Source organism: Sorangiineae bacterium MSr11367 (assembly GCA_037157805.1).
Classification (GTDB): domain Bacteria; phylum Myxococcota_A; class Polyangia; order Polyangiales; family Polyangiaceae; genus Pendulispora; species Pendulispora rubella.
The window spans coordinates 7,834,142-7,851,108 of the sequence record CP089983.1; the positions used below are offsets into that span (position 1 = coordinate 7,834,142).

Here is a 16,967-nt window from a genome sequence, read left to right on the forward strand (position 1 = left end):
CCCCGCGCCGTCGGTGGCGATCAAGCACGACTTCTACGTCACGGAGACGCCGTCGCTGCCCAAGGAAAGGATGCCCCCTTCACGCTGTCGAATGGCATCACGGTCCTGCGCATCGAGATTCCCCCGCGTATTGACGATGACATCGACGACGCCGTCCGCGTACCGATCCGCCTCCGAAAGGGCCCAGTGGATGGCGCTCCAAATGTCGCGCAGCGGGTTGGCAAAAACGCCCCCTCCAATGAGCGTCAGCACGATCGTGTGCTTGCCGAGATCGAGCGCGGCGAGAATCGTTCCGAGGTACGCGGCGCGAAGAAGTTGGCGACGGGCCACTGCGATTTCCGCCCAGCCGCGATCGGGGCCGTATCCACCGAGGGCTACGGTCGACGTGAAAACCTGTGCAATGCGGTGCTCAGGCGCACGCGGAACCGGACCACCCCAGCTTCCGCCATAGACGACCTCGATGCCATCGTGAACGCCGACACGGATGCGTTCGAAGCGCGCCTCGAGGGATTCCGCAAGCTCGGAGGGCTGGTGGACATTGGCGACTTGAAGATATCCACTCCAGATCTCGGCAACGGTGTCGTCGAAGACGTCCTCGAGAAGGTTGATGCCTCGATCGTCCGTCTGTACGAACAGAGAGCCGTCTTTGGAGGGCGCGCGGTAGTGCCGAAGCAGCGTGCCCGGGAACGCGGAAACCGAAGCTCGCGGTCCCTGCGTCGGGTCGCTGAGGTAGTACCGCACGGGGACGATGCGCGGGCCCGGCGCCTCGAGGCAGTTGAACTGCGAGGCGGCTTGAAAGAGCACACCTTCCGGCGCACTCGCTTGCAGGGTACCGATGTCCGTCAGCGGATGCGTCCCCGTGAGCGCCGAGAGGCGCAACTTGCCAGGCGCGCGAGGCTGGCGCGATTCCAGGCGTGCGCGCAGCTCGGCAATCGCGGGGATAGCGAAACGGCCCGCAGCATAGGTACGGCCGGGTGCGGATACAGTGGCGGTACCACCAGCGTCGAAGGCGAACGCGTCTTCTGGCGACGCCGCAACCATTTCTTCGATCTTGGTAACGACCTCGCGCACGGTGGGAGCGGGCAAGCCGGGGGCGAGAGCGGCCGACTCGTGCGGCAACAGGAGCCGCGAAGCACGTGCGCTGGCGTACCAGGGGCCGACGTTCCCTGCCGAGTCGGTCACTTTTTCTTGCCCCAGTTGGGAGGATATTCGTCACCGACCCGGTGCATCCCCCTCGCGTCGTAGCGGTCGAGATCTCGCACTTCGACAGGCTCCGTCTCGTCGTTCTTCATTCTCGCGATGGCCTCTTCCAAAACGGCCAAATCCTCCGGGCTGAGCTTTTTCTTATCCTCTTCGGAGATCTGGAAATTCTTCAGCATCTCCTTGAATGTCGGGACCTTCGGTCCTTTCATGGCTAGATCTCCCTCAACATGATCAAGAAACGGCCCGGGATATACTCGTGGCAGGTGATGACTTTGAACTTTGCGTCGGGCGGGAAGATGACCTCTCTTTCCGGATAGGGGTTGACTGATTCTACCATTTTTCCGGACCTCGTCTTCTCGATGCTAATCGTCACCTGGGCATGATCCAACGACTTGCCGTGCGACGTGCTCAAGAAGCCACGGTCGGACCACGTCCCGCCGACCTCGAACATCGCCTTCACCTCGTGCGGGTAAATGCCGTTCATGACTCGATGCACCGTCCCCTCGAACGGCGGCATCTTCGCCAGGCCTGACTTCAAGAGATCGATGTATGCGTCCAATATCTCCAGCTGCGCCGTGTCCTTGGTGCGAAGCGCTCGGTTGATCCGCTCGTAGTCTCGCATGCCCCCGAACTCGGGCTTCCCATCGTTCGTCACGTAGCCGCGAATGGCAATGATCTCGTCGTCGCTCAGACCCGAGAGGAACGCGTGTTTTCCTCTCAGCTCCGGCACGTGCTTCAAGTGAGCCTCGTAATGCGAGTTCCCCATCGCGTCCTTGAACCGCTGCTGCTTGGTGCGCGGTGGAGGGACAGCTTTTGGCCTTCCTCCGGCGTGGGGCGCATTCTCTTCCTGATCAACCTGCACCGTCGTCTTGTGTTTCCCGTTGCCCGTGTGCCCTTCGACTTTGGGGGGCGCCGTGAGATCGACTTTCGCCTGGGGATCTGCAAGGAGCTTCAGGTTTTCCTCCGGCGTTTTTCCGGGAATGTGCTGGGGCGCCTTTTTCAGATTGTCGATGTCCGTTTTCGTTGCCTTGATGTTGATGACCGTGAGCGTCGTGGCCAGCACCCAAGCGCGCACGAGCTCGAGAATCTTGTCGACCTTCTCACTCGGAGTGAGGTCCGGGTCGGCCTTGATTCGCGCATACTCCTCATAGGACTCGACCGTGAAGAGAAGGCCTTGCAAGCCATCGGTTGCAAATTGAGCCATCAAGACGCGGGTAACAATCCGCCCGCCGACTTGCATGGTCACCGTGGCGCCGCGGCTCCAGAGCACACCGGCGGCGCCGAATAGGTTTCCCACGATGGAAAGGGCATCGAATGCGTCCGCTCGCCAGCTGTTGAATCCTTCCTGGTACCGCTGCCCAATATTGATGGTGGCTGCCGCTGAGCTCGAGAAGATCGAAATCCAGATCGCCGCCGAAACGACCTGAGAACCCGGGACGGGAGCCACTGCGGTCACCACGCCGGCCACGATCGCGGCGGCGAACCCCGCGTAGGTGAAGAACGCCGACACACTGTCCCAGAAGCTTCCCCCGTCAGTGCCGAAATGGCGCTCGATGTTCGATCCGACGTCCGGAAGATCCGGGATCCGGATCCGTAAGGAGAGGCTTGCCTCGACCAAGGGCAAACCAACCCATGTCTCTCGGTGGGACATGGCCGGTGAGCCGCTGTTTCATGTCCTTCCGCAGGCCTTCTCGAGTCTGGGCGCCCGAGAAGACGAGGTGGCCAGCGATCTGCTTGCCATCTACGACGCGTTGACCGGTTCGCACTTTTGCGACGACTTTCCGCGGCCGACGGTTACTCGTTGGGCCCCATCCTGGCCGCGAATACACGCAGCGGCGTCCGACGCTGACTCTACCTACTCAGCTGCACGCGTGAGCGAGAGAGTTCGTGGCGGAATGCGGGTGCCGAGGCATGCATGAATCCCACGACATCGCACTCCTGCGATGCGGTGCGCGCCTTCATCGATAGATACGGAGCCGGAGACGATGTCCAGGCCGCGCAACGGTATCTGACGACTGCGGAGCCAAAGTTGGCCGAGCTGCGCGACGATGAGGCGTGGTCCTCCGCGGCCGATGATTGCAAGAGAGACGGGCGAATACGACGGTATGGGCTCCTCGCCCCTCGACGCACTCAACGCGGCTGGGACGAGGACAACCGGTTCGTCGGGAATCGGATGGTCACGTTCACGGTGGCCGCGGAGCTCAGCACGGACAAGAGAGCAAGTCCCGGGAACCAGAAAGTCACGAAGCACCGCTGATGCTTTGCCTCCCCTTCGAACCCATCGAGACGTCTCTGTGGAGAGCCTTTCTCGTGGTGGGGCCTTGTTCGCCGTGACGCAAGTGGCGTGCTCCCGCAGCAAGAGCAACAGCTCGTCGTCTGCCCCCGATGCTACGAACCGATCTCGCCGAGCTTCGTGAGCGGGTCAATTTGCCTTCGGCCGGCGTTCCCGCGGCGCGTTGGGTCGTCGTTCCCAGAGGCGTCGAGTCGTTCATTGGCCCGACGGACTACATTCTATTTGTATTCCTCGAGTTGGAACCTCGCGCGTGGATGGAGTTGACGACGCAGGCAGCTCCGACGGGGGTACCAAGGCGGTTCAACTGCCAAACCAGATCGCGCAACTCCTTCTTGGTCCCGATGCGGCCAGCCTACCTGGCGATGCCACCACGAAGTTCGTGACCGGCCCGATTTACGATGTCTCTAAGTTTCCCCGCTCGCCGCATCTTGGGAAGGATGGCGCTCGGTTTCACGAAGGACTCGTCATGATCTTCAACACTCACGGGCGGCTTCGCGCCTACCTCTTGCGAGACGGATCGAAACCGAACAAGCGCTACTTCTTCCGATACCCACCATTGAGGCACCCCTCTTTGCACTTCGTCGGGGGGACGTCTTGCAAGGGCTTTTGGCGCTCTTTGTAGAGTGCAACGATCTCTTTCGAGGCGTCGGTGCCACGGATGGGCGTCAATTCGCCGGGGTCTTCTTTGATGTCGAAGACTTGGGGGAGGTCGGCTTCGCCGGAGGCGATGACCTTTAGGTTGCCGTGGATGAAGGCGCGCTTGCGGTCGTTGTCGCTGGTGGCGGGGAGGTCGATGAGGATGTCGCGCGGGTCGGCGGCGGTGCCGCGGACTTCGGGGACGAGGCTCTTGCCGAGGAAGGAGTCGGGCGGGGTGAGGCCGAAGAGGTCGACGATGGTGGGGGCGAGGTCGATGGCGCTGCGGGGCGTGTCGATTTTGCGCGCTGTGGCGCCCGGGAGGGAGACCAAGAGGGGGACCCGGACGAGGTTTTCCCAGAGTTCGAAGCCGTGGACGTACTGTTTGTGCTCGCCGAAGGCTTCGCCGTGGTCGGCGGTGATGATGATGGCCGTGCGCGAGGCCCACGGGCGCGAGGCGATGAAGTCGAGAAGCTTGCCGACGTAGCGATCCGTGAAGGTGATTTCACCGTCGTAGCGGTCGCGCTGCGTTTTGCCCCACGAGATGCCATCGTGGGTCATGTACTTGTCGTGAGGGTCGAGGAAGTGGACCCAGGCGAAGAAGCGGCCCGAGTCGGCGCGCGGATCCGAGAGCTGGCGCTCCGCGATGGCTTCGAGCTCGGGCGAGGTGATGTTTTCGTCCGTGGTGTTGTTCCACTTCAAATTGGGAACGAGCTCCCATGAGTCGAAGCCTTGCTCCAGGCCTGACTTTTTGAAGTAGCCGTGGGCGTGCGCGCCCGACGTGTAGATTTTCGCGTCCTGAAGGAGCTCGGGAAAGAAGAGGTTCTCTTTGGCGTAGGTGCCGAAGAAATAGCCGTCGCGCTTCAATTCGCCAGGGAGGCGTCCCGAAAGGAAGCCTCCCACGCTCATCGATGTGTACGACGAGAGCGAGTACGCGTGCGTGTACTCGACGGCCTTCGAGGCGAACTCGGTGAGGCGCGGAGCGATGGGCTTCGGATAACCGGCCCATGGCATGTCCGCGCGGAGGCAATCGATGGTGATGAGAACGACGTTGAGAGCGTTGCGCCCCGCCTCGGCGCTGGATGAGGCCTGCGGGTTTCCCTGCGTCGCGGGTTTATCGGTACTCGCAGCGGCGGCCGGTGATGTGGCGCTCGCCGACGAGGACGATGGTAAGCCTTGCGCGGGTTTGGGGTCTTCTTTGCGTGCACACGCGACGAGCGCCATCGTGCAGATGGCGCCAACCGGGAGCAACGCTCTCGGTCGGTTGATCACTTGAGGAAGATACGCGCGAATGAAATGATACCGTTACCGTTCTTCACGTCACCCGCCGCTTCAACCTTCATCTTGCCCGTGTACTTGATGTTCGGGACAAGGGGATCCGGGAAGGGGAACGTGGCGTTTTGCGTGCAACTGGGATGCTTGACCTTAATCGTAACCTCGCCGGGCGGAAGGTTGTAGATAATGGCAGAGGGCAAAAGCACGCCTTTTTGCACGGAAGTGAGATTCTTATCCGGGAAGCCGTTCGTGCCGAAGTAGCGGACGATGACATTTGACGTCCCCGCATCCGTTCCGCCTGCGTCGCTGCCGGAATCACCAGCATCAGTCCCAGCATCGCCAGAAGTGCCGGTGTCCAGCTCCACTGTTGCCCCGCCATTGTCCGCGCACGGAGGAAGATTTACGACGCTAACACCGAGAGCGCCCTTCGTGCCGTCGATGCCATCCAACAGGCCTGCAAGCCCCTGGACCAGAGTCGAGGAGGGAACGGGGGTCTTGCCGCGATCCGCGTCGCCGGAGAGGAACCATTCTTGTTCAATCAGCCCTGCATGACCCGGGCCTGTGACGCGCATGAAAAACGGGTTGCTATTGCCAACAGAGATTGAATAACTCCCCTTCGGAGCCGTGGTACTTGAGGATGCCGTTTTTCCACCGAGATCGACGGTCAGCCCGCTCGCTCCGTCGCCAGAACTGCCGGGAAGAAGCTCGACGAGCTGACCTTTTTGGATCGGACTTCCGCCAGTCGAAGTATCGGAACCGGTATCTTTGCCACCATCCGGTGGCGGATTGTTGCTCGAGGTGTCATCGGACGAACATCCGACGAACGCGACGCCAAGACCAGCCGACAGGAGACCAAGTGCCGTCAATGTTCTAAATGAAATAAAGGACATGCTAATACCTCGTGGTTATTAATCGCAAAAGTCAGCGATTGAGCCGTGCTGCGTAATTATTGGTATCGTGTTCAACCCAAACGGGTAATCGTTAAGGGTCAATAATGAGAGCGCCCGCGGTGTCCGCCCCCGCAGGGGTCGAGCGCAGGTCGAGCAACATCCAGCGACCGTTGGAGATCCTGGCCGGCGAGAGCGCGACAACCGGCCGCCAGCTGGTCTGAATCGGGCGGTCTTCCGTGGCGTTGCCGGTATCGCTTGAGCTGTATCTTGAGCCACATATCCCGGATCCGAATGTCGCGGTGCACGCCATGCGGCCAACAAAACTGACGGGGCTGCCATCACGCTTTGGCGCACGTTCATCGAGATCACCCTTGGGGGAAAGGTCGTTTGGGCGCCGCTCGCAGCACGAAATACTGCGGCAACGGGAGATCTCTGTCGGCCAAGGCGGTCATTTCTTGCGTGCTCAGGTTTGAGTGGTGATTCCCACAGGTTGGCCCTCTTTCGCAAGAGTTGGTCCACATTAGGCGCACGCCTACCTTACGGTCTCAAGCACCGCCTCGACCATCGAAATCGCGCCCTTCATGCGCGCCGGTCGTTCGTGGCGCGACCGAGTCACGCGGGGTAACAAGCTCGCCATTTTGCCAAGGGCTTGGCACGACGCGTCATGCTGTCCCCAACCGCACGCCATTGAAGACAGCCGGACGGGTCCAGCCTCTCTGCGGATCAACTTGCTAACGATTGATCCGGACTACCTGAAGATTGCCATTTCGATCGAGCCATTCGACATTTGGCCGTCCCGTCGAATCGACGGAGAGATCTGCGGCGTCAATATCTGTCGAGGGATCCCGCGGGAGGTCAACGGGCATCCACGCCGTCCCATTCACGTCGACGGCGCGGAGCTTAGAGTCTTCGGTCTTCCAGACGGCGAACAGGTGCGAGTTCGAGATTCGCGCTAGGCGGGCTGAGACGGCATCGCATTTCCCGGTCATCGTCCCGCCGAGTGTCTGCCAGCTTCCGCCATCCCAACGGCGAAGTTGGGCACTGTTGAAGCACGCGAACAGCACCGGTCTATCCGTGTCATCGACGGCCAGGCCGACGCTCGTGGTGGAAGATTCGCCCGAGGGGTTCACGGAACCACCGATAGCGGTCCATTTCTTGTCACCAGAAAGAACCTTTACGAACACTTGCTGACCAGCTGTGTAAGAAACGTACGGAACTCCAGCCTTGGAGAGTGCGATTCTCGGATACGTGACATACTCGCCGCTGTCGGCTCCTTGGTAGAGGACGTCGCCCTCCTGAGACCAAACGCCATTGGCGTACGACTTGACCACAACCTGAATGGGTTGGTCGTTTGCAGTCTGCGAACCGTACACGGCATAGAGCTTCCCAGAAGCATCGACAGTCAGGGTTGGAGAACGCCAATACGGACCGAAGCCCTCGCCTACCCGGCCCAGATCAGTCGATCCGATAAACTGGGTTCCTGTCCAGCGTTCAACGCGAGCGGTCACCCCATCAGCGAAGGAGCCGAAGATGGTTCCGTTCGGGTCAACTAGTAGATCCGGCAGGACGGTCTTCCGACCACCGTTGAGTGGAGCAAGGACATTCCATTTGCCGCGATAGTTGTCGAGGGTTCTTACAACCATCTGTCCACTGTTGTCGCCGGCAGCCAAATAGATTTGCTCGCCCTGGCCTACCGCGATGGTCGGCGTACTGAAACCTTCGCCAGTGTTGCTCTTCAGTGCATCCCCAACCCGCAACCAAGCTGGCACCGACCAACTCCATGACTTCGTCTGGGCAGGGGCGCTATCCCTCCTGGTACGAATATCGTTGATCGCAAGCGTCAACTTCGTCGGCGCCGGCACAACGCCCGACACCGGCGTCACGGTGACCGTCTTCCCATCGTCCGACACCTGCAACGTCGTCGCGATGACCGCCGAATTCGGCCCACTCAACGTCACCGACGTCGCCGTGACCGTAACCGGCTCGTTGTACGTAATCTGAATCGGCGTATGAACCAACACGTTGTCGTCGTTCTCGGCTGGCGACACCGAGACGATGGCGCCCGGGGCGTTCCAGATCGGCGGAGCGTCGCCGCCCGCGTCGCGGGTATCGCCTGAGCTATCGCTCCCCCCACATGCGCCCAATTCAAGTGTCGCAGCAACACCGAGGACGGAGAGAAGAAGGGTCGGGGCTGCCTTGGCGATTCGGCTCATGCGCATGATGTCTACCCTCCAGGGGTCCTGCGGTTTAGGTCGGTAATGCGCCACGCCGTGGCGGCTGCTCTTGTTCTACATCGACCGCGCGCTCACTTTGTTGCGCGCAAAGCTCAAGGGCGCGCTTGCACGGCGGAGACGGCGGCGTCCAGGAGCTCGCCGTCCTTGCGCAAGCACCCATAGCAGTCGCGTGTCCCGAGAAAACCGCAGCCTCGGGTGCGCTGCAGCGTTTTCAACTGCGGCAGGATGCGGGCGTCGCCGTGGTCGCGCACGCGCGGCAAAAGATCGCGCTTGTCTTCGCACTTCTTCGCCGCGCGCAGCTCGATCAGGACGAGGAGCGCGGGGGAGGCGTGGGACATCACCTCGGGGCGCGAAAGGGAGGCGACGAAGCGCGCTTTGCCGGGGGCGGCGGGGGTGCGGTTGGCCAGTTCGTACAGGATGTCCGCGCCCTTGGTGCCGAGGGGACCTTCGAGCACGTCGATGGCGGCTTCGCGGGTCTCGGGGCTCGGATCGGTGGCGGCCACGGTGACGGCGGTCAGCATGTCCGCGTCGTTCGCGGCGGCGGGCTCCACCGCCACCAACCGGCCGATGGCGCGCATCGCCTCGGGGGTGTCGCCTCGCAAGAAGTACGTGCGGAAAAGCGCTCGGAAGATGCGCGCGTCCTTGGGGTTGTCGCTGGCCAGCTTCTCGAGTGGCTCGGCGCCCTTCGATGCGGCGGCGTCGATCTCCTCTTGTGCGAGGCCCTTTTTCTCGGGGGGCGGTGCGATGACGCCAGAGAGCATCCCGCCGTCACCGCTGCCGAGAACGCTCTCCTTCACGTGGCGGAACAACGTGAGCAAGGTGAAAGCCCCCACGAGGAGCGCCCCGCCGCACACGGCAACGACGACGGCCACCCAGATGTGCCGCGGACTGCGCGACGACCCCATGGTTGGAATCGTGGGAGGCCGCTGCGCCACCGCGGGGAGCGAGGACGATGGGAGCGCGGCACTCGTTCGAGCCATCGCGTCGGCGGGGGAGAAGATCTCGCGCGACGAGGTCGAAGGCGAAATGATGCGAGGCCCCCCCGTGCCCCGATTCGGGTCGCCCGCGTCGACGGGCGGCGCAACGGGAAGCTGCAGGTGGTCGATCGCGCTCACCAGTTCTTCCGCGTTGGCGTGGCGCGCGTTCGGCTGCTTCTCGAGCAGGCGCGTGACCACCGCCTCGACCTCGGGCGGAATGTTGCGCTCGGGCACCACGGTCCGCAGCGACGGCGCGTTGGTCGCAATCTGGGCCGCCAGCAACGACAGGGTGTCATGCCCCGCGAACGGCAGCTGGCCGCTCAGCATCTCGAAGAGCATCACCCCCAGCGCATACAAATCGGCGCGGTGATCCACCGTTTCGCCCAAGGCTTGCTCCGGCGCCATGTACTCGGGCGTCCCGAACACCGCGCCTGCGCGCGTCAAAATCGCACCCGGCGCCGTCCCTGCCCCTTTGCCATCGGCCGCGGCGAGCGCTTCGACGTGCACCTTGGCGATGCCGAAGTCGAGCACCTTGACGAAGTCGCCCTCGTCGCGGTCGATGAGCATCACGTTTTCCGGCTTCAAGTCGCGGTGCACGATGCCCAATTCGTGCGCGCGCATCAGCGCCGAGGCGATTTGACGCGCGACGTGCAGCGCCCTGCCGACCTCCAACGCGCCGTGATCTTTCAAAAGGGTGCGGAGATCGATGCCCTCGATGTACTCGAGCACCAAGAAGAATGCGCCATCGTCGGTGCGGCCGAAGTCCGTTGCCGCGGCAACATTGGGATGCTCGATGTGGGCGGCGGCCATCGCTTCGCGTTCGAAGCGCGCCACGACCTCGGCCCGGCCCACCATGTCCGGGTGGAGCACCTTGATGGCCACGCGCTTGCGCATGTGCACGTGCTCCGCGAGGTAAACCGCGCCCATGCCACCCTCACCGAGGAGCTCGAGCACCTTGTACCGCCCCGAGATGATCTGGCCTACGAAGCTCGGTGCTTCGCTGGCGGGCGGTGCGTCCTCAGCCGGTACAGTCACGCCCCCAACGGTAGCAGGGACGCGATGGGTTTCGGCAATCGATGAGCGAGCTCACCTGAAAGTCGCGCGCAGCGCCGTCGGCCTGCTCGCCGTCCGAATCACTTCACGTGACTTCATTTGCCCGCGTCGCGCTTGTTCGAGCCCCGTTCGAGCCGCAGATTCACGACCTCCGTGGGGCTGTCGAGCGTGATCGCTTGCGTCTGCGAGACGAAGCCCTTTGCCTCGCCGCGGATGCGATGGGATTGGCCATCGCGCAGCACGTCGCCGCTATACGGATTGACCATCAACGGCGTATCGTCGAGGAAAAGCTGCGCGTCGGCCGGCGAGGCCTGCACCACCAGGCGCGTGCGCGGAATGGCGGGCGGCGGTGCACTGGGACCGGGCACCGGCTCCGTGCTCGAAGGTTGTGATGGCGGTTGCGGCCCCGCAGCCTGAGACGGCTGCCGCGTCACCCAATAGGCTCCCCCCACGGCGAGGGCGATGACGGCCAAAGCCCCCACCGCAATGGCCCACCCCACCGAACGCGACGTCGACGCGGGAAGGTGCGGCGGCGTGGTGACGCCCCCCGTCGTCTGCAGAGGACTGAATCGCGGTCCGCTCACCATCGAGGCCATCGACGACGAGTGGCTCGACGCGCCCGAATGCGCCGAGGGGCGCGACACCGTCCACGGTGCGCTCATCTCCAGCGACATGCTGGTGAGGCTCGCCCCCGATTGCTGGCGCAGCTCGCGCAGCTTGGCCTCGATGACCGCCTGTTGCTGCGCCCTCTTCTGCGCGAAAAGCGTACTGACGTACTTGCCGACGGAGCGCGTCGTGGCCCCGCCGATCTCGCGCAGCACCGCGTCGATGTCCGTCTGGATTTCCTGGGCGGTCGCGTAACGCTCCGCGGGGTTGAGCGACAGCGCCCTCATGCAGATGGCCTCGAGCCGCGGGTGCACCAGCGGATTGACGGACCGCGGCGAAGGCACGCCGGTGCTCGAGAGGCGCGTGATGATCTCGAGGTCCGAAAGGCCGTGCCAGAGACGGATGCCCGCCGCGATCTCCCAGAGCACGGCGCCCACCGCATAAAGGTCGCAACGCCGGTTGATGGCGCGGCTGCGGAATTGCTCGGGCGCCATGTAGGGAACTTTGCCCTTGATGATCCCCGTGCGCGTGTAAACGTGGCTGTCGGCGGCCTTGGCGATGCCGAAATCGAGCACCTTTACCGCACCGTCGTACGTGATGAACACGTTACCGGGCGAAAAATCGCGGTGCACGAGCTCCATCGGATTGCCGCTTTCGTCCGTCAGATCGTGCGCGTAGTGGAGCCCCTCGAGGGCGTCGGACACGATGCGCAAGCCGACGGCCACGGGAAGGGATCGATCCGTCTGCGGCGTTTGGGTGGGGATCGCCGGCGCGAGGCTGCCCGAGTGCGGCGTGGGCTCGCTCAAATGGTGGCCGCTGCTGATCGACGGATACCCAGGAAGCGAGGAATCGAGGCTGCTCTCCTTGCGGCGCGACTGCCGGAAGAGCGCGTGGAGCGTCTGACCCTCCAGGTACTCCATGGCGATGAAGAAAATCTCGCCGTCCTGTCCGACTTCGTTCGTCTGAACGATGTTGGGGTGCGACAGGCGTGCGGCGAGTCGCGCCTCGTGGAGGAACATGTCCACGAACTCTTGGTTGTCGGCGATCTCCATGCGAAGTCGCTTGATGACCTGGAGCTTGTTGAAGCCGGATGGACCTTGGAGAACGGCGAGGGAAACGTCGCCCATGCCACCGCGACCAAGCGGGATGATGTCGCGGTACTTTCCCTGGTTCGATTCCACCACGAGCTTACGAGAAGGTTAGAATGTCCTACCCATGGGGGCAAGAATCGTCGCCGCGATGTTACCCCCCCTGACGGTTCATGAAGCGCGCGCCGTCATTGCACTATTCCGCCAAGGGCTCTCGGAGCGAAGGCCTCGCCCTCCTCCGCACATTGGCACACGTGTCTTCAGACGCACATCTTGGCGCGCGCGGTACGTTGACAGGCTCATCCACCGTACGCGACGTTTGTTTCGAAAGTTGCGAGGGCCCATGACCAACCTACCGGCGACGACGAACGAGCCAGGAAACCACGGGGATTCAGCTGATTTTCGCGAGGAGCGAAAAGCCCTTCTCCGTACGATTTGGAGCTTCTACGACCTGAAGGTGCTGTCGGTCGCCCTCGACTGTGGCCTTTTTCGGGCACTGCTGCGCGAACCCGGGGAGGTTGCGGCCTTGGCGCGTGCCTGCGCCATCTCGGAGCGAGGCGCGCGGACGCTGCTCATCTGCCTAACGGCCCTTGGTCTCGCGAAGGCAACGGACGGGGGAGTCTACTCGGCCACGGAGAAAGCACGCCGCCACTTCGCGTCGAATGGGCCCGACTCGTTGGCCGCCACCGTGGACTGGGCGAATACGCAGTTCGACGCGTTGACCCGCCTCGGTGAGGCGGTCAAACATGACCGCATCGTTTGGGACGGCTTCGATCACTACATCGAGAATCCGGAGGCAGAACGCGACAAGAGCGATGCGCAGGAACATCGCAAGCTCAAGGCGTTCACCGACGTCCTCGCAGGCTCCGCGCACCTGGTAGCCCACCGGGTCATGGAAGCTGTCGATTTGAGTGGCGCACGGCATCTCTTGGATGTCGGGGGGAACGTAGGAGTCTTCGCTGGAACCATCCTCGAGAGACACCCCCATATGCACGCTACCGTCTTCGATCTCCCCGCCGTCGTCGAGGTGACCCGCGAACGGGCCGCGACCAGCGGCCTCGCGGCGCGGATGGAGGCAGAGGGCGGAGACTTCATGCGCGACGCATGGCCGCGGGGCGCCGACGTCATCACCTTCATCCGGATGAACGTGTCGCGGCCGCGCGCCGAGCTACTTCATCTCATGAAGAAGGCATACGAAGCGCTGCCCCCGGGTGGGAAATTGATCTTGTTCGAGGAGAACGTCCTCGATGCCAATCGCAATGACGTACCTCATTTGTCCATTTGGGCAGCGGTACTCTTTTTCATGGGCTCGCGCGGAGAGACACGGCGTGTCGACGAGTGGGTCGCGCTCTTCGAAGAAGCCGGCTTTGCCGGTGTGCAGAGCAAGCTCGGAAAACCGTGGGGCATCGTTTGGGGTACCAAACCGCAATGATTGCGACACGGCTTAATACGTAATCATTTAATTTTTCAACCACCACTCGGGGCGCGTTTGGACAGCGAACTGGCGGGATAAGCCACTCGACGGCGCCACTGCGACCTGCGACCCTGAATACGAGTGGGGCGGGGAGGCATTCCATGAACCGATTCGATTGCGAGGATTGGAGGGCCCGTGTGCTCGGGCTCTTCGATGGACAACGCCCGGAATTGCGGACGCGCGAGCATATGGGGGCAATTCTCGGCGAATTGCGCGAACGAAACGTGTTCTCCATGTTGACGGGCACTGGCGCGCGCGCACCTGCCCGGCTCACGACCGCGGCCGAAGTGTTGGAGGCCGGGGCGCGATTCGACGGTTCGCTCGGATGGATATTGGCCACAGGTATCGGCGTGACCTTCTCGTTGCAGGTGGCCGACGCATTTCCTGATGCCTTTTCGACGGGAGAATATGGCGCGGGCGTATTTCGCGCAGGTACGGCTACCGCCCATCGCGAGGCAAACGAATATCGAATCCGCGGCAAATGGCGATTTTGCACGGGGGCTTCGTTCGCCGACTGGATCGCCGTGGGAGTAAATCTTCACGAAGACGGGAAACCGGTATTGTCCTCCTCGGGAAAGCCCAAAACGGCCATGGCCATCCTACCGAAAAAGGATGTGCGCATCCTCGATGCGGCGGAGACCATGGGGCTCAACCAGAGTGACACACGTGATATCGCCGTCGAGGATGTAGCGGTACCTTCGTCGTGGGTCGGGACGAATCCCTTTTCCCTCTATCGCCCGTACTTCGTACTGTGGCCGGCGTTTGCGGCGCTGGGGCTCGCCCGCGCGGCGCTCGACGCGTGGAAGGCGTCGCTCGCATCGAACGCAAATCGGCGAGAGCGCTCGGCGACCGAGTTCGCACGGGCGGAGGCCGCGTGGCGGGCCGCACGGGCGTATGCATACTCGGAGATTCCACACGTGGAAGAAGCCACGGCGCGTGCCACCTTCGACGAGCGTGAGGTGCGAGACGCGGCGCTCGCGACGGCCCAAGCGGCATCGACGGCCCGAAGCATCGTGCAGATGGCCTTTCATGGCGCTGGGTCATCGGCCGTTTTCCTGTCGCACCGCATGGCACGCATTTCGAACGACGCGTCGACGTTGCTTCATCACATTTCGCTCGGCGATGACGTGTTGGAGCACGCAGGTAAAGGGCTGCTCGAGGGGTGACATGAAAACCTTCGACCCCTTTGCGCCCGAAGTCGTCGACAATCCCTATCCCGCTTACGCCGAGATTCGCGAGCGCACCCCGTGCCATTACGTCGCCCAACACGATCTCTGGCTCGTGACTCGGTTTCAAGATCTCACCGCCGTATCCAAGAACCACGCGGTTTTCTCGTCCACCGGTGGCGTGGGGCTCGAATGGAAGCAACGCCCCATGATTTCCATGTACGATCCGCCAGAGCACACGCGGTTGCGGCGACTCGTATCCGGCTATTTCACGCCCAAGGCCGTGGCAGGCCTCGCGCAACGCCTGGAGCAGAGGATCGACGATCTGCTCGGACGCATGGTCGAAATGGGCCGCGCGGATCTCGTGGCCGATCTGGCAGAGCCTCTGTCGCTCGGGATCATCGCCGATCTCATGGGCGTGCCCGACGCCGATCGTGCGAATTTCCGGAAATGGGCGGACTGCGTGATGAGCGAGTTGTCCGGTGGCGTGGACGCGGAAGGAGCCGCCCGCGACGAGGCATCGCGGCGCGAATTCGTAACGTACCTCAAAGAGCTCACCGCGCATCGGCACCGTCACCTCGATCCCAACGCGGTGGACATTATCTCGAGGCTCGTTGCCGCCAATCAAAACGAGGCGTTGACCCATTCCGAAGTAACGGCGTTCTGTGTGCTGTTGCTGGTGGCCGGATTCGAGCCGACCGTCAATGGCATTGCGAATACGGCCCTCGCCATGCTGGAGCATCCCGACCAAGCTCGGCTCGTCGTGCACGATCCCAGCCTCCTCTCTGGGGCCATCGAGGAGGCCCTTCGCTATGACACCCCGGTGCAGGCGTTCTTTCGCAATACGCGGACGGCGACGGAGATTTCGGGCGTGGCGGTTCCTGCCCACGCCAAGGTGATGATCCATTTCGGCGCCGCGAATCGCGATGCTCGTCGCTACGAGGATCCGGATCGATTCCTGGTCACGCGCCGCATCGACGAGAACCTCGTGTTCGGGGCAGGTGTACACTATTGCTTGGGCGCTCCGCTGGCGCGCTTACAGCTCAACACCTTGGGGCGCGTCGCACTTCGAAAGGTGCGCGCGGTGCGACGCGCCGGTGCAGTCGAGCGGGCGAGCACCCTGCTCTTTCGGGGGATCAGGCACTTCCCCGTCGAGGTGCTCGCCAGATGAAGAAACGTCAGTAGCGCCAGGGAAACTTCGAGAAATCGCGCGGGCGTTTTTCCAGGAAGGAGTCACGCCCTTCCTGGGCTTCGTCGGTACCGTACGCAAGGCGCGTGGCCTCGCCGGCGAAGAGTTGCTGGCCCACCAGGCCATCGTCGGGCAGGTTGAAACCGTATTTGAGCATCTTCATCGCGGTGGGGCTCTTCGAGTTGATCTCCTTGCCCCAATCGAGCGCGAAGTCCTCGAGTTCGGCATGCGGCACCGAAGCGTTGGCCATGCCCATCGCGGCCGCCTCGTCGGCCGAGTACGCACGCCCGATGAAGAAGATCTCGCGCGCCTTCTTCTGGCCGACTTGCCGCGCGAGGAGCGCGGAGCCGTAGCCGCTGTCGAAGCTCGCCACGTCGGGATCCGTTTGTTTGAACTTGCCGTGCTCCTTGCTGGCAATGGTGAGATCGCACACGACGTGCAGGCTATGTCCGCCGCCGGCGGCCCAACCCGAGACCACGGCAATGACCACCTTGGGCATGAAGCGAATGAGCCGCTGCACCTCGAGGATATGCAAGAGCCCTAGCCTGCCCTTGTTCTCGTCGTCGTCCTTCTCGTACTGGTAACCGTCTTTGCCGCGGATGCGCTGATCGCCACCCGAGCAGAATGCCCATCCGCCGTCGCGCGGCGAGGGGCCATTGCCGGTGATGAGCACGCACCCAACGTCCGTCCACGTGCGGGCGTGATCGAGCGCGCGATACAATTCGTCCACCGTGCGGGGACGAAAGGCGTTGCGCACCTCGGGACGGTTGAAGGCAATGCGCACCGTGCCTTGGTCCACGGCGCGGTGGTAGGTGATGTCTTGGAATTTGAACTCGTCGACCGGGCGCCATCGCTTCGGGTCGAAAATCGCCGAGACCTGAGACAT

The 16,967-nt window shown here is 62.9% G+C and carries 13 protein-coding genes; 4 read left to right on the forward strand and 9 right to left on the reverse strand.

What is annotated here, in order from left to right; genetic code table 11:
- Positions 1-33: 33 nt before the first annotated feature.
- The 3 genes from LVJ94_30375 to LVJ94_30385 are packed head-to-tail and all read right to left on the reverse strand — an operon-like array spanning position 34 to position 2,854.
- Positions 34-1,182: a hypothetical protein gene (locus tag LVJ94_30375; GenBank protein WXB01214.1), complete on the reverse strand. Its 1,149-nt coding sequence runs from the start codon at positions 1,180-1,182 to the stop codon at positions 34-36.
- On the reverse strand, positions 1,179-1,412 hold the full coding sequence (locus LVJ94_30380; protein WXB01215.1) for a hypothetical protein: 234 nt from the start codon (positions 1,410-1,412) through the stop codon (positions 1,179-1,181). The genes LVJ94_30375 and LVJ94_30380 overlap by 4 nt, the downstream gene beginning before the upstream one ends.
- A gap of 2 nt (positions 1,413-1,414) precedes the next feature.
- Positions 1,415-2,854 carry an ADP-ribosyltransferase domain-containing protein gene (locus tag LVJ94_30385; GenBank protein ID WXB01216.1) on the reverse strand — a complete coding sequence of 480 codons (1,440 nt, stop codon included), beginning with the start codon at positions 2,852-2,854 and terminating at the stop codon, positions 1,415-1,417.
- Between the two features lie 264 nt (positions 2,855-3,118).
- On the opposite strand from LVJ94_30385, the gene LVJ94_30390 reads away from it, so the two are divergent.
- Positions 3,119-3,460: a hypothetical protein gene (locus LVJ94_30390; protein WXB01217.1), complete on the forward strand. Its 342-nt coding sequence runs from the start codon at positions 3,119-3,121 to the stop codon at positions 3,458-3,460.
- A gap of 570 nt (positions 3,461-4,030) precedes the next feature.
- Here LVJ94_30390 and LVJ94_30395 read toward each other — a convergent pair.
- The 5 genes from LVJ94_30395 to LVJ94_30415 all read right to left on the reverse strand — a co-directional run bounded on the left by LVJ94_30395 (position 4,031) and on the right by LVJ94_30415 (position 12,348).
- A complete protein-coding gene (locus tag LVJ94_30395) occupies positions 4,031-5,401 on the reverse strand; it encodes a sulfatase (GenBank protein ID WXB01218.1) in 1,371 nt (456 codons plus the stop codon).
- The gene (locus LVJ94_30400; GenBank protein ID WXB01219.1) at positions 5,398-6,294 is read right to left on the reverse strand and encodes a hypothetical protein; all 897 of its coding nucleotides are present in this window, start codon (positions 6,292-6,294) and stop codon (positions 5,398-5,400) included. The genes LVJ94_30395 and LVJ94_30400 overlap by 4 nt, the downstream gene beginning before the upstream one ends.
- Positions 6,295-7,025: 731 nt before the next feature.
- Positions 7,026-8,513 (reverse strand): Ig-like domain-containing protein, encoded by a 1,488-nt coding sequence (locus tag LVJ94_30405; GenBank protein WXB01220.1) that lies wholly within the window; start codon positions 8,511-8,513, stop codon positions 7,026-7,028.
- Positions 8,514-8,620: 107 nt separating this feature from the next.
- On the reverse strand, positions 8,621-10,540 hold the full coding sequence (locus tag LVJ94_30410; GenBank protein ID WXB01221.1) for a serine/threonine protein kinase: 1,920 nt from the start codon (positions 10,538-10,540) through the stop codon (positions 8,621-8,623).
- A gap of 113 nt (positions 10,541-10,653) precedes the next feature.
- The gene (locus LVJ94_30415) at positions 10,654-12,348 is read right to left on the reverse strand and encodes a serine/threonine protein kinase (protein WXB01222.1); all 1,695 of its coding nucleotides are present in this window, start codon (positions 12,346-12,348) and stop codon (positions 10,654-10,656) included.
- Between the two features lie 247 nt (positions 12,349-12,595).
- Between LVJ94_30415 and LVJ94_30420 the strand changes: the two genes are divergently transcribed.
- From LVJ94_30420 to LVJ94_30430, 3 genes are all read left to right on the forward strand, one after another.
- Complete coding sequence (locus LVJ94_30420) at positions 12,596-13,684, forward strand: hypothetical protein (GenBank protein WXB01223.1); 1,089 nt, start codon at positions 12,596-12,598, stop codon at positions 13,682-13,684.
- 143 nt (positions 13,685-13,827) lie between these two features.
- Complete coding sequence (locus tag LVJ94_30425) at positions 13,828-14,892, forward strand: hypothetical protein (GenBank protein ID WXB01224.1); 1,065 nt, start codon at positions 13,828-13,830, stop codon at positions 14,890-14,892.
- A gap of 1 nt (position 14,893) precedes the next feature.
- Complete coding sequence (locus LVJ94_30430; protein WXB01225.1) at positions 14,894-16,063, forward strand: cytochrome P450; 1,170 nt, start codon at positions 14,894-14,896, stop codon at positions 16,061-16,063.
- A 7-nt stretch (positions 16,064-16,070) separates the two neighbouring features.
- Here LVJ94_30430 and LVJ94_30435 read toward each other — a convergent pair whose 3' ends face one another.
- Positions 16,071-16,967 carry a 1,4-dihydroxy-2-naphthoyl-CoA synthase gene (locus tag LVJ94_30435; protein ID WXB01226.1) on the reverse strand — a complete coding sequence of 299 codons (897 nt, stop codon included), beginning with the start codon at positions 16,965-16,967 and terminating at the stop codon, positions 16,071-16,073.

Bases quoted from the DNA above. Each gene is read 5' to 3' on its own strand.
- LVJ94_30380 (WXB01215.1), bottom strand. From the start codon at position 1,412: ATGAAAGGACCGAAGGTCCCGACATTCAAGGAGATGCTGAAGAATTTC.
- LVJ94_30385 (WXB01216.1), bottom strand. From the start codon at position 2,854: ATGTCCCACCGAGAGACATGGGTTGGTTTGCCCTTGGTCGAGGCAAGC.
- LVJ94_30390 (WXB01217.1), top strand. From the start codon at position 3,119: ATGAATCCCACGACATCGCACTCCTGCGATGCGGTGCGCGCCTTCATC.
- LVJ94_30400 (WXB01219.1), bottom strand. From the start codon at position 6,294: ATGTCCTTTATTTCATTTAGAACATTGACGGCACTTGGTCTCCTGTCG.
- LVJ94_30405 (WXB01220.1), bottom strand. From the start codon at position 8,513: ATGCGCATGAGCCGAATCGCCAAGGCAGCCCCGACCCTTCTTCTCTCC.
- LVJ94_30420 (WXB01223.1), top strand. From the start codon at position 12,596: ATGACCAACCTACCGGCGACGACGAACGAGCCAGGAAACCACGGGGAT.
- LVJ94_30425 (WXB01224.1), top strand. From the start codon at position 13,828: ATGAACCGATTCGATTGCGAGGATTGGAGGGCCCGTGTGCTCGGGCTC.
- LVJ94_30430 (WXB01225.1), top strand. From the start codon at position 14,894: ATGAAAACCTTCGACCCCTTTGCGCCCGAAGTCGTCGACAATCCCTAT.
- LVJ94_30435 (WXB01226.1), bottom strand. From the start codon at position 16,967: ATGTCTCAGGTCTCGGCGATTTTCGACCCGAAGCGATGGCGCCCGGTC.